The sequence below is a fragment of the Candidatus Jettenia sp. AMX1 genome (assembly GCF_030263775.1).
Classification (GTDB): Bacteria; Planctomycetota; Brocadiia; order Brocadiales; family Brocadiaceae; genus Jettenia; species Jettenia caeni.
The window spans coordinates 1-13,272 of the sequence record NZ_SZPP01000073.1 but is presented as its reverse complement, the minus strand read 5'-3'; the positions used below and the strand labels follow the sequence as shown (position 1 = coordinate 13,272).

General features: G+C 38.5%; 9 protein-coding genes. 4 read left to right on the top strand and 5 right to left on the bottom strand.

Translation table 11 applies throughout. The annotated features are described in order from the left end of the window. A partial coding sequence (locus FBQ94_RS16640) for a hypothetical protein (protein WP_285442279.1) occupies window positions 1-211 on the top strand: 211 nt, incomplete at its 5' end. On the opposite strand, the gene FBQ94_RS16635 is transcribed toward FBQ94_RS16640, so the two are convergent. From FBQ94_RS16635 to FBQ94_RS16615, 5 genes are all read right to left on the bottom strand, one after another. Further along, window positions 183-404 (bottom strand): hypothetical protein, encoded by a 222-nt coding sequence (locus FBQ94_RS16635; RefSeq protein ID WP_285442278.1) that lies wholly within the window; start codon window positions 402-404, stop codon window positions 183-185. The genes FBQ94_RS16640 and FBQ94_RS16635 overlap by 29 nt on opposite strands. 541 nt (window positions 405-945) lie before the next feature. After that, complete coding sequence (locus FBQ94_RS16630) at window positions 946-2,352, bottom strand: sigma-54-dependent transcriptional regulator (protein WP_007220183.1); 1,407 nt, start codon at window positions 2,350-2,352, stop codon at window positions 946-948. A gap of 13 nt (window positions 2,353-2,365) precedes the next feature. Then, window positions 2,366-4,300 (bottom strand): ATP-binding protein, encoded by a 1,935-nt coding sequence (locus FBQ94_RS16625; protein ID WP_040543155.1) that lies wholly within the window; start codon window positions 4,298-4,300, stop codon window positions 2,366-2,368. Between the two features lie 384 nt (window positions 4,301-4,684). Continuing rightward, window positions 4,685-5,668: a hypothetical protein gene (locus tag FBQ94_RS16620; protein ID WP_007220185.1), complete on the bottom strand. Its 984-nt coding sequence runs from the start codon at window positions 5,666-5,668 to the stop codon at window positions 4,685-4,687. Window positions 5,669-5,713: 45 nt separating this feature from the next. Then, window positions 5,714-6,658 carry a DUF3344 domain-containing protein gene (locus tag FBQ94_RS16615; protein WP_007220186.1) on the bottom strand — a complete coding sequence of 315 codons (945 nt, stop codon included), beginning with the start codon at window positions 6,656-6,658 and terminating at the stop codon, window positions 5,714-5,716. Window positions 6,659-7,249: 591 nt separating this feature from the next. On the opposite strand from FBQ94_RS16615, the gene FBQ94_RS16610 reads away from it, so the two are divergent. The 3 genes from FBQ94_RS16610 to FBQ94_RS16600 all read left to right on the top strand — a co-directional run bounded on the left by FBQ94_RS16610 (window position 7,250) and on the right by FBQ94_RS16600 (window position 12,949). Then, entirely contained in the window at window positions 7,250-9,736 is a 2,487-nt protein-coding gene (locus FBQ94_RS16610; protein WP_007220187.1) for a PAS domain-containing sensor histidine kinase, read from the top strand. A gap of 20 nt (window positions 9,737-9,756) precedes the next feature. Next, window positions 9,757-11,166 (top strand): sigma-54-dependent transcriptional regulator, encoded by a 1,410-nt coding sequence (locus tag FBQ94_RS16605; protein WP_007220188.1) that lies wholly within the window; start codon window positions 9,757-9,759, stop codon window positions 11,164-11,166. 310 nt (window positions 11,167-11,476) lie between these two features. Then, window positions 11,477-12,949: an amino acid permease gene (locus FBQ94_RS16600; protein ID WP_007220189.1), complete on the top strand. Its 1,473-nt coding sequence runs from the start codon at window positions 11,477-11,479 to the stop codon at window positions 12,947-12,949. The last annotated feature ends 323 nt before the right edge of the window (window positions 12,950-13,272 follow it).

Here is a 13,272-nt window from a genome sequence, read left to right as displayed (position 1 = left end):
CGGTGAAAAGTTCTCGCTCCTGAACACAAATCCAGGGTCTCTGCCGCATACCCTGTCGAGTGAGCTTGTTGCCCCTACGATCTCATCCGGATGCCCCGTAAATCCCTCATGTCTGAAGGGTGGTAAATATCTACCGCCACGGATATACTTTACATTCTTCCAGCTTCCCCAGCCTTCATCTCCTAAATCCCAGATGAGTCCGGTTGTCTGACCTCTTTCGTAATGACAACTCGCACATGCATACTCTCCTTGTAACGCTCACCTCTGGGAAGCGGCTCCCATTCAGGCCCTGTCTGTATCGTTGCTATTACCTGTGGCGTCCCCGCCATTATCTCACCGGCTGTTACTACCCCGGTTATCCCAAGGACTGCAACTAAGCCGATCTTTACTGTTTTCGTAAACATACTGAGCCTCCTTAAGCAATGTAAAAATTCCAAAATTAACAATTAACTAACCATAAAAAATCCAGACTACTCTCTTCTTCTATATCTTCATGTAAATATCTTTCCAGAATCACCTCCTTTTATTTATAATAATTTACAAAAATAACTTTGCCGTTATTGTCATCCCAGACATAGCAAGTAATTACACTGAATTGCGCTACGCTTTTATTGCCAGCATACGTACTGGTAATGACAAATATTAAAGAAGCGGGAAAACCAATAGGTTAAAATGTATAAATTTTAAGAGTATCTACTTAAGAATTCCGCACTTACCTTAGTTATAAGAAATAGTAAGCAATGGAAATGCCAAGATATATCAACTCAAATAATATAAACGTAAATATCATTAAAAAAAGAACTTAGATATGTTTAAAATTTTCTTTACGAAAAATTGAAAATTTTACATTTGACGATGATAAGTCTGATAGGGGGTTATCGGATGAATTAATTTTGTATTAAACCTTGTAATTATTACACTTAGGACAATGCCTAAATATGGGCATTATTGCGCCCATTCGCTGGCAGATAAGCAGAGTTTTGTTATATTGTATTTTGCAAGCTTGTTTTGAAGTGTTGTGCGAGGTATACGCAATATCTCAGACATACGCACCTGGTTACCCTGTGTCTTTTGGTATGCCCAGATGAGAAGTTTTTTTTCTGCCTCACCGAGGGTTTCTTGTAAATCAATAGAATCAATCGTGGAAAGTTCGATAGGAAATATGCCAGAGGGTGCATTTCCCTCCACTACATTTATGGGAAGATTTTTCGGTATAATGGTACGAGAAGAACAAAATGCCACGGCATGTTCAATAACGTTTTCTAATTCCCGGATATTCCCAGGCCAATTATATAATAACAGTAAATTGAGCGCCTCTTGTGATATTGATTGAACATCAACACGTTGCCGTATGGCATATTTTTTCATAAAATAATTTACGAGGAGAGGTATATCGTCTTTTCTTTCCCTCAGTGGCGAAAGATGAATAGTAACTACATTAAGCCGGTAATACAGGTCTTCTCGAAACTGACCTTTCTGTACCAATTTCTTCAGTTCCTTTTTTGTTGCACAGATGACACGGACGTCGACAGGGATAGTCTCTTCTCCTCCAACACGCTCAAACTCCCGTTCCTGGAGTACCCTGAGTAGTTTGACCTGCATTTCTAAGGGAATATCATCCACATCATCGAGAAATATAGTGCCTCCATCAGCTAATTCAAAACGTCCACGCCTTGTTTTTATTGCCCCTGTAAAAGAGCCTTTCTCATGTCCAAAGAGTTCACTCTCCAGAATTTCTCTATTTAAGGCAGCGCAACTCAGTTTTACAAAAGGCATATCGCATCGATTACTATTGTAATGGACTGCGCCGGCTATTAGTTCTTTTCCGGTACCACTTTCGCCCTGGATAAGTATCGTAGTATCACGATTAGATACGGTACTGATAATCTCAAACACCTGTTTCATAGCCTCGCTTTTTCCTATAATATTGTCGTACCCATACTGGCTAAGAACTTGTTGCTTCAACAGGGTATTTTCTGCAATCATATTTTTGTGCCTAAGCGCCTTCTGGAGTTTGATAATTAATTCTTCCAGGGAAAATGGCTTGGTGACATAATCGTATGCCCCTTCTTTCATAGCTATAACAGCATTTTCAATGGAACCATAAGCAGTCATAAGGATGACAACAATATCCGGATATGCTTTTTTTACTTCTCTCAGGAAATCTATACCATCCATCTTAGGTAAGCGTAAATCGGTTATTACTGCATCGAAGCTTGTGGATTGCAATATTTTAAGACCTTCAATAGCATTTGGTAGAGAAGTAACCTTATATCCCTCTTTCACCAACTTATCTTCAAGGGAAATACGTATAAGTTTTTCATCATCAACTACGAGCACTCTACTCTTCATAATAGATGTACCACTATTCTTCTTTAAAGCAAGGGAGGCATAGTATAAACGTGGTTCCTTTATCTACCTTACTTTCAACATGGATTTCTCCACAATGATCTTCTATAATTCTTTTTGAAACAGCTAATCCCATGCCCAGCCCCTTTTCACCCTCTTTATTCTTTGTAGTAAAAAACGGTTCGAATATCTTATTCGTAATCTCATCCTGGATACCACATCCAGTATCAATAATGTAAACCGTAACACATGCTGTATGTTTTTTGCAAATATCGGTCTTTATCGTAAGTGTTCCTCCGTTTGGCATACTCTCAATAGCGTTAACCATGATATTAATAAATACCTGAGAGATATGGTCAGCGTCTACATAAGAAAAAGGAAGAGATTCATTCAATTCTCTCTGAATAAAGATATGATCAGGCTCAATTCTATGCTCTATAAACTCAATAGAACTCTTCATGATTGTATTAATGTTATTTTTGGATACACAAAGAGTATACGGCCTGGAAAAAGTTAAAAGCCGCTTTACTATTATCTCAACTCGTTTCAGTCCTTCCAGCATGAGAGCGGAATATTTTTTTGTCTGGAAGATATTTTCAGGCTCATTTCCCAGCATACTGGCAAAATTTTGTAAACCTCCCAATGGATTATTGATCTCATGAGCTACATCAGCCGCAAGCTCACCTACAGCCGCAAGGCGCTCTGCGCGTAATAATTGCGCCGTCCGGTCTTCCACCTTTTGCTCAAGATTTGAATATGATTCCTTTAACTTCACTGCCATTTGATTAAATTCCCGGGCAAGAAGACCAACTTCATTCTGGGAGATAATTGATATGCGATGATTAAGATTTCCGGCAGCAATAGCTTTTGCCCCTTCTGCTAATTGCAGTATAGGCTTTGTGATTCGGTTGGTAAGTGAGATACCAATAGCAACAACTACTGTAATACAAATCACCATCAGAGCAATAACACGGGTCTTTAGTTTTTCAACCGGAGCAAATGCCTCTGTTATATCCTGTTTTGCCACGAGTCCCCATTTGAGAATGGGAATATGCCGATAGGCAGAAAGCACTTTGGTATTCCTATAATCCATAGATTCCTTTATCCCCTCTTTACCATCAGAACTTAATACCGATGGGATATCTGAAGTAGAATGGATAGCGCTCGTGAATTTCAGGGCTGCTCCTTGCTTATGACGAAGATCATTTAAATAAACGATGTCTTCCCCGCTCCTCCTTACCAGGAGCGTTTCTCCCGTATCTCCCATTCCAGGCCAGTTACGAATCAGTGGTTCAATACTATTTTTGACGTTAACATCAAGCAATATGATACCAATGATAATATCACTGCTCTCAAGGGTAACAGTATCCGTCATACATACAGGGCAAAAATACGTCATATAATTTTGTCCGGTAAGCTCAGAGGTGTAAATATCCTTTACTGCTACATCTTTTTTTTGAAGGATATCAATATAGTCGTCGAATGAATGCAGAGTTTTGCCAATGATATTGGGATATGTTGAGATGACAACCTCTCCATTAGCACCATCGATAATAGAAATAATATTATAATGTTTGTAAAATTGTTTCAGGATATGAAGATTATCTAAAATTCTTATGTAATTTATCCGGCCTGCCTCTGAACTTATCAGTTGTTCAACACTTTCAAATCTTCGCCTTTGTTGTAAAAGACTGGTTGCCGCAGCAGCAAGCACTTTATTGCGGGCAATTATCGAAGTATCTGTCAATCGCTCTTCTAGCCAACTGCTCAACTCATTCTTTTTTAAATCAGCAATAGAGGTAAGCTGTTCAACGACTCTTTGTTCTATAGCACTCTTGCCACTGTAATATTCCATAATACAAACCACCAACAATGGCACAGTAGTCAGGAAACAAATGCAGCAAATAAGCTGTACTTTAATACTCTTGAAGATATTTTTATAATAGTTCATAGCATGACTATCCATACGTGCTATTATGAATAATTCTTATAAAAAATATATTTTTAGGAGATATAACCTGTTTTTAATAATAACAAAATCACTCATTATCTTTCAAGTTTCACTCATATGATCTTATAGAGAATCCTTATCCCCTGGAGAAGCAAGTAGTTCATCCTTATTTATAATCTTCATAAAGATAGAGGAAAAGAAGGAGATATTTAAAGGAAGTTCCGGAAAGAAATAGAATTGATATACAGAAAAGGAAAAGGGGCCACTGTCATTTTTTGTGACCCCATTTCTTATCGTTTTACTGATTGTTTAATCTCTTATACTTCTTTGAAAGACTTGAAGAATCTATGTATCTGCAGTCTTAGCATAATAAAGTCATTAGGCTTATTTTTCTAATACAAACGCCACAGGAATAAGGCAATCTGCCGTAACGCGTATATCGGTATCTGGCGATGTATATACGACAACAGAAGATGTGCCGCTCAATGTTACCGGATGTGTATGGACATCCCAGAGCTGAGGTAATGGCAAACCTGTACTCCCATCCCAATCACTGGTAACAAGAGGCGGACCGGCTATCTGTGTACCGTTAAAGGTCGTTTTTTCATTGGATAAATTAAATTCATTTTCATGTGGTTTGAGATAACCCCCTCGTTGCCCATCAGCCCCACACATGGTAAAAAGTCCACTACCGGATAAGGCTGGATGGGTGAAAGTAAATGTCCCGGTATGATCAAACTTCGAATCATTAAGCGCATCATAGATACGTACCTGTTTGCCAGTGGTAGACTCATCACTATATACGGCAATAAGCGTTGCGCCTTTAAGCATTCTTGCGCCAATAACATCTGCAGATATTAAATCTCGGCCTTTCGTTGTTGTTGTTCCATTAAAGTTAATAACAACCTTATAGTCTATATTGGGATTATTTGCCGGTATGAATGGAGTTACATTTGCCCTATAGGTGTGATTTCCAATGAACTGCCAGCATGTGTCACTATTATCAGCTCTTTTGGTGCCATTTACACGATTACCATTAAATACTACTACGGATCCAAGGCCTGTTGCGTTAGTATCCGAAAAATTCCAGTAAAGAAAAGCCCTCACGATAGTGCTACCATTTGGAACTCCTCTTAAAGAAATCCAGCCTGAGGTTTTATCTGCCAACGCTATTCCATTTGCAACATGACTGGCATTAGAAATGGTAACACTTGGAGCAATTGTTTTTTCATTAGGAAGTTTTGGCTCAAGGGCTAAAGATAGTACTCCTGTATCTGTCGCGCCATTAGCGGCAAAAATTACTTTGTTTTGTGAAATCAGCATAATACCTATCAAGGCAAAAGCAGATAAGATTAATTTCTTCCTCACTATTTCCCCTCCTTTAGAGACTTAAGCACTTAGATTAAAGTAAATTTATTTTTCTAATACAAATACTACAGGAACAAGGCAGTCAAGATTTGCAGCATTGGGATCTTTTGCTGTATAGACAACAATAGAAGATGTTCCACTAAATGTTACTACATGTGTATGAACATCCCAAAGCTGAGGTAATGGCAAACCTGTACTCCCGTCCCAGTCGCCACCGGCAACAGAAGTACCAGCTACCTGTGTGCCGTTAAAGGTCGTTTTTTCATTGGATGTATTAGCATGAGTATCATGCCCGGAACCACGCTGTCCATCGGCGCCGCACATGGTGAAAAGCCCACTGCCGGATAAGGCTGGATGTGTCAGGGTAAATGTCGCACTCCCTGAAAATTCTGAACCGTTTAGCGCATCATAGATACGTACCTGTTTGCCGGAGGTAGACGCATTGCTATACACAACAATAAGTGTCGCCCCTTCAAGCCTTTTTGTCTGGGATTCCGTTGGAGCCCATGGGTTTTGACCTGTGGTTGATATTATTCCATTAAAATTAATAACAACTTCATAATCCTGATTTGGATTGTTTGCCGGTATGAATGGAGTTACATTTGCCCTATAGGTATGATTTCCCGTCAACCCCCAACATGGGTCAGCGCTATCAGCTCTTTTGATGCCATTTACTCGATTACCGTTAAATACTACTACGGATCCAAGGCCTGTTGCGTTAGTATCCGAAAAATTCCAGTAAAGAAAAGCCTTCACAACAGTACTACCATCTGGAACACCTCTCAAAGGAATCCAACCTGAGGTTTTGTTTCTTAACGCTATCCCGTTTGCCACATGACTTGCGTTAGAAATAACATTAATTGGATCCACGGTTTTTTCTACGGTAGTCTTTGTATCAGTTACACCATTAGCAGCAAAAATTACCTTGCTTTGTAAAACCAAGATAAAACCTACGAGAGCAAAAGCAGATAAGATTAATTTTTTTTTCACTATTTCCCCTCCTTTAACAAGCCTAAGCGCTTAATTAAAATAAATGTATTTTATTCATGCGTAACAAATGAATTATTGTGCCATACTATCTCCCTTCTTATTTAAAATTATTTTTTGATATGTAAGTATCAAAGTTATGGAGAATTGTATTGATTTCTAAGATGCTATGGAAATTTAATTTTTAGTCTTTGGCTTTCCCAAAGTTTTGATTATTGCATTTTCCAAAGAAAAGGTATTATCAGGTTTACAATTTGACGTGCTTTTCCATAAGAAGCTTCAAGTGATGCAAATGCTGCTTTTCAAAATTTACCTTTTGGAAGAGATAGGAAGATTATAATTATAAATCAAACTTTAATATCGTGAGCTGCTTACTTTCAATATCCGTTCTTGGCAATTTTGAAACTGTCTTGTATAAGGGCTGATTTATACATAAAAGCAAAAACATTGTCAATAAAAAATTAAAAAGGAAATCAGCGCTTTCAGAATTTATACAGCTCACGTATTTGCAGCTTGATGTTGGCTATAGAGTATAGTAGAATTATGTAATTTAAACTTTAACCTCGCCATTTTCTCAATTCTGAAAACTACACTATGGTAAAAGGGGTAAATCTTTTTAGCGGTATTGGCAGAAAATTACTCTGCTGGTTTTTGCTATTATCTATTTTACCTATTATCATGGTTGCCATTCTTACCTATCGGTATGCGCGGGAAACCATTAAAAGCGAGCTCCTTAACGAAGAGGCATTCCTTGCAGAGGGAATCAAAAATCATATCCTAACGATACTCAATGCAGGTGAATACTCATCACAGTTTTTTGCATCCGATGAGTTTATCCGAAAGCATTTAGAGATATTAAATCATGCGCCAGATAACAAGCATGTCGTCAAAAGATTTAACGATTACATGGTATATAAAACAAGTCTCAATAAAGATTTTCACGAGACTTTTGTTTTAAACTGGGCAGGAATTATTGTAGCATCGAGCAATAAAAATAGTATCGGTAAAATCGAATCTGGCACAGATTATTTTACCTATGGTAAGAAAGGACCCTATGTAAAAGATGTCTACACGGACGAGAATACAGGAGAATATTCAATAGCCTTTGCAGCCCCAATTTTAAAAAAAAGAAACCGGAAGTTTCTTGGTGTACTCGTCATAAGATTTAATGCAAACAAATTAAATGAAATCACAACAGGGAAAAGGCTTGATAGGAAAGAAGACACGGGTATGTTCCTGAGAAGAGGCAAGACAAGTGAAGCATATCTTGTAAATAAAAACCATCTGTTGATTACCAATTCGAGATTCAAGGAAAATGCAATTTTATCCCAGCCGGTTACTACAGTTCCTGTAACTGCCGCACATAACTTTGGAAAAGAGATCGTGGGTGTATATAGAAATTATATGGGAAAACAGGTGCTTGGGGCTGCACGGTATTTAAAAAAAATGCAGTGGGTTTTATTGGTTGAAACAGACGAATCAGAGGCATATTTCCCAATCTCCAGATTCAAGTATCGGGCTATTACTGTTGTAGGCATATGCATTATTGGTGTAGTATTTATTTCATTGTTTATTTCGAGAGGAATTATCAATCCTATTATCCTTCTCGTTAAAGGGATGAAAAGAATAGCAGAAGGTGACTTAAATTTCCGGGTAGAAACACAAGTAAAAGATGAATTGGGGGAGCTTACAGACTCATTTAACCACATGGCCGATGATATTCAGGATGCCCGTGAAAAATTACTCAAGCTAAAGGCTGATCTTGAGGAAAGAAAGGAATATTTAGAAAATATCTTAAAATATGCAAATGAATTAATATTTACCTTAAACATTCAGGGAAATTTCACCTTTATCAACCCAAAGATTAAAGAATGGGGCTATGATGAAGAAGAGCTAATCGGCCAACCGCTGATTTCCATCCTCTTTGATAAACGGCAGGAAAATGTAGATCAGCTTATTTACCATGGTTTTAGGAAAATATTTGAGGTTGAGATATTAGACAAACAAAAGAACATTCGAAATGTATTACTCAGTACATCCATCGTAAAAAATAATGAAGGTCAATTAATCAGTATACTAGGGGTTGCCAATGATGTAACAGAATTAAGAAGGTTAGAGCAAAAGCTCGTACAATCTGACAGACTCGCTTCTATAGGTCAACTAGTAGCCGGAATTGCCCATGAGATCAATAATCCAATTGGAGTAATCTATCTTTACAGTACAGAAAGCCTGAAGCTTTTTGAAAGGGTTACGAATGCCTTTCAACACGTTAGCACTCTTCCCATTTCAGAAGATACAAGACGACTCAACGGACTTGTTGCTTACCTGGACAAAAAAACATCTGGTACGTTGGAAAAGGATACGTTAAAAAAAGAACTTATGTACATTATCGATGATTTAAATAAAAACTGCAACGAGTTAACTGAAACATATAATGCTATTAGCAAAACAAGATCTTTCCTGTATGAATACCTGGAGGGATCGGTAAAGGAATCTATACGATGCAAAGATTTAATCAGTGGCCTGCTGGACTTTTCAAGACAAAAGAAACCTGAAATGCGATTATCCAATGTAAATACCCTTATAGATAATGTCCTGAATATTGTAGAGAAACAGTATCGGAAAGAAAAGATCGAAGTAATCCGTATCTTAGATCCTCATATCCCCGATATTATGATGGATGCCCGTCAAATGGAGCAGGTTATCATTAACATCACGAATAATGCGGTCTTTGCCATGAGAGAATCCGGAGGAAATATTGAACATGCCGGAGTACATAGAAAGGGTATGCTGACGGTAGGGTCGTGTTTCCATCCGGAGAAGGAATCTGTGGAAATTTTTATAAAAGACACAGGGGTGGGTATTAATAAACACGAATTGAAGAAAATATTCGATCCCTTTTTTACCACGAGAAAAGACGGAAAAGGGACAGGACTGGGTTTAAGTATCAGTTATGGTATTGTAAAAATGCACGATGGCAGCATTGAGGTAGATAGCGAATTCGGAAAAGGAACGATGTTTAAAATATTTTTACCCCTGAAATCAAAAAAAGAACACGATATACGTGTCGTTAAGTTATAAACCTTTTTAGGTAGTTTTCCGTGAAGGTGAATAGCACAAAAATACTGGTTGTTGATGATGAAATTGGATATAGGAAAGTACTGCAGAATGCATTAACAGAACGTGGCTTCCTTGTTAAAACGGCAGAATCCGGCGAAGATGCGCTTGATGAGCTCAAAAAACAGGAATTCTCCATTGTTATCATAGATATGAAACTCCCTGGAAGCATTGATGGACTAGAATTACTTCAACGGGTTAAAGGAATGTATAATTCCTCTGTATTAATCATGACTGCCTACGGCGGAATAGAAACCGCTGTAGAGGCAATGAGACGGGGGGCATTTAACTACATTACGAAACCCTTTAATCTCGATGAAATTATCCTCAACATTGACCGCCTGGTTGCACAACAAAAGATTATTGAAGAAAACAAGTACCTCCACTCGGAATTAGAAAAGGTCTATGGGTTAAAAAAGATTGTAGGCAGTTCAAGGGAAATACACAAGGTACTGGACATGATCTCTCGCGTAGCTTTTAGCACTGCTACTGTATTGATCACGGGTGAAAGTGGCACAGGAAAGGAACTTGTTGCCAGGGCAATTCATTTTACGGGAAACAGGAAAGATGAAAAATTCGTAGTGATCAATTGCGCTACCCTATCAGAAAATCTCCTGGAGAGTGAATTATTCGGTCATATAAAAGGCGCATTCACCGGTGCTATTAAAGACAAAAAAGGTCTCTTTGAAGAGGCAGATGGCGGTACCTTGTTTATGGACGAAATCGGTGACATTCCAAAATCGGTTCAGGCGAAGATACTGCGTGTCTTACAAGAAGGAGAATTCATTACTCTTGGGGATACTGTTACAAAAAAAGTTGATGTGCGGATTATTGCGGCAACAAATCAAGATCTGTTAAAGGGCGTACAGGAAAAAGAATTCCGGGAGGATTTGTATTATCGCTTAAACGTAATTAATATCAAAATGCCGCCATTACGAGAGAGAAAAGAGGATATCCCGCTTCTGGTAAAACATTTTATCGAGAAATACAATAAAAAAGAAAACAAACAGATCAAAGGAATTTCCCCTGAAGTAGAGAAAGAGTTTTACCATTACAACTGGCCTGGTAATGTCCGTGAACTCGAAAATATCATAGAAAGAGCAATCACTTTGACACATGAAGATATTATATCGGTACAGGTAATCTTGCCCTTGGTAAAAAAAGAAGAAAAGGATGAGATTACGGGAGATGCACTATTTGCCCGGCCTTACAAAGAGGCGAGGAGAAAGGCAATCGATTCTTTTAACATAAAATACATAACAAATATCCTTAGTAAAACCAATGGAAATGTAACCTATGCAGCAAAGGAGAGCGGAATAGAGCGTCAATATCTGCAACGTATGCTGAAAAGATACGACATTAAATCGAGGAATATTATCATGGAAGAAGATTAGGTCAATATCAGTATACCCTCCAGACGTCTATAACAGTATTCTCTGAAGAAAAAGCCACAATACAGTCTTCATTTTCATCAACACTTGCAGCTTAGTTGAAAGTTACCTGCGTGTTGTAAATCCTGTTTATCCTGTCAAAATCTTACCATAAAATAGATGGAAATCAGATCATCATAGAGGTAGTATAGAGCGCTAAAAATATATATTCATACGCTAAAAGAATAAAACCCTTCCCCCAAAAAGCGGGGACTAAGGGGCATGTAGATAAACCGAAATAAACTCAGAAGATGAAAGGAAATTTCCACGTAAAATGAGAAGGCTATTTGCAAAAAAAACATTGCACGATCTTTCCAGAGAATCTGATCATCACCACTTCAAACGGGTATTAGGTCCTGTCTCATTAACAGCCTTAGGTGTTGGCGCTGTCATTGGCGCTGGTATATTCGTCTTGACTGGTTTAGCAGCAAAGGAATTTGCGGGGCCCAGCTTGATTCTCTCATTCGTTCTTTCAGGCTTTGCCTGTATCTTTGTAGCCCTCTGTTATGCCGAATTCGCATCAATGGTTCCCCTGGCAGGCAGCGCTTATACCTATGCCTATGCAGGATTGGGTGAATTTTTTGCCTGGATTATAGGATGGGATCTCATCCTTGAATATTCCCTTGCATCGAGCCTTGTAGCTGTCGGGTGGTCGCATTATTTTTTAAAATTACTAGGACTTTTTGGAATACATATTCCCCCATGGCTTACCAGTGATTACTGGACATTATCTCATCAGGCGAAAGAATTATTTGCTCAAAACGTGCCTTATTTCAATGGAATACCTATTGTATTCAATCTTCCTGCCGCACTTATCATTGTCGTCATTACTGCCCTGCTCGTTCTTGGTATAAGAGAAAGCGCCCGGTTTAATAATATCATTGTTACCGTAAAATTGTTGGTAATATTATTAGTAATTTTTGCCGGGTGGTTTTATGTAAAAGGCGATAATTGGGGAAATAGTTGGGATACTTTTGCGCCTTACGGTATGGCCGGCATTGGTACAGGCGCCGCCTACGTGTTTTTTGCTTATATCGGTTTCGATGCCGTTTCAACAACTTCCCAGGAGGCTAAAAATCCGCAGAGAGATGTACCCATTGGTATCATTGCCTCTTTGGTACTCTGTACCGTTTTATATATTGCCGTCACCGCAGTTCTCACGGGTATGGTTTATTATAAAGATATAAATATCGATGCGCCTCTTGCAGATGCCTTTATGCGTTTTGGATTGGTGAAAATATCCTTTTTCATTTCGGTTGGAGCCGTGGCAGGACTTACCAGCGTGCTTCTGGTCTTACTCATGAGTCAGGCACGTATATTCTGGGCCATAGCCAGGGATGGTCTCCTTTCTGAACGAATCTTCGCTGCCATCCATCCTCGTTTCGGGACGCCGTATATATCTACCATCATTGTTGGCGCCTGTGTTGCTCTTACCGCCAGTTGCTTTCCTATAGAAGAGATCGCAAAACTGGTGAACATTGGAACACTTCTGGCATTCTGTCTCGTTTGTGCCGCCGTTATCATTCTGCGTATTAAGGACCCACATCATCCAAGAGCATTTAAATGCCCATTTGTACCCATAACACCTATCTTAGGAATTATCTCCTGCGGCTATATGATGATCCGCCTTGAATTCTCTACCTGGCTTAGATTGATTGTCTGGCTGGCTATAGGCTCGATCATTTATTTTGCTTATAGCAGGCATCATAGCAAACTTGCAAAGAAACATACTATAAAAATAAAATAATAAAGATTTGCAAATAGTTAGATCGTATATATCATTAATCTCTATAATAAGGAGAAAATACAAAGAATGAGCGGTAAGGTGATTGAGATTTTTGAGGATAAGATTCTTAAAAAGTCAGTGTTAGTTAACTTTCCTGTTTATTTTATTCAAGATTGCTAAATCAGAAAACATAAGGGCAAATGATAGTATTTTCACATAAGTTGCGCATAAACTAGACAAAAATCGTGCTAACCAGCCATAGATAAGGGAAAGATGCCAGTCATGGCTGAGAGAGCCTGAAAAATCTTGTTCTTAACGATTCTATTGCCGTGAAATTTTGTTAA

Bases quoted from the DNA above. Each gene is read 5' to 3' on its own strand.
- FBQ94_RS16600 (WP_007220189.1), top strand. From the start codon at position 11,477: ATGAGAAGGCTATTTGCAAAAAAAACATTGCACGATCTTTCCAGAGAA.
- FBQ94_RS16630 (WP_007220183.1), bottom strand. From the start codon at position 2,352: ATGAAGAGTAGAGTGCTCGTAGTTGATGATGAAAAACTTATACGTATT.
- FBQ94_RS16625 (WP_040543155.1), bottom strand. From the start codon at position 4,300: ATGAACTATTATAAAAATATCTTCAAGAGTATTAAAGTACAGCTTATT.
- FBQ94_RS16635 (WP_285442278.1), bottom strand. From the start codon at position 404: ATGTTTACGAAAACAGTAAAGATCGGCTTAGTTGCAGTCCTTGGGATA.
- FBQ94_RS16610 (WP_007220187.1), top strand. From the start codon at position 7,250: ATGGTAAAAGGGGTAAATCTTTTTAGCGGTATTGGCAGAAAATTACTC.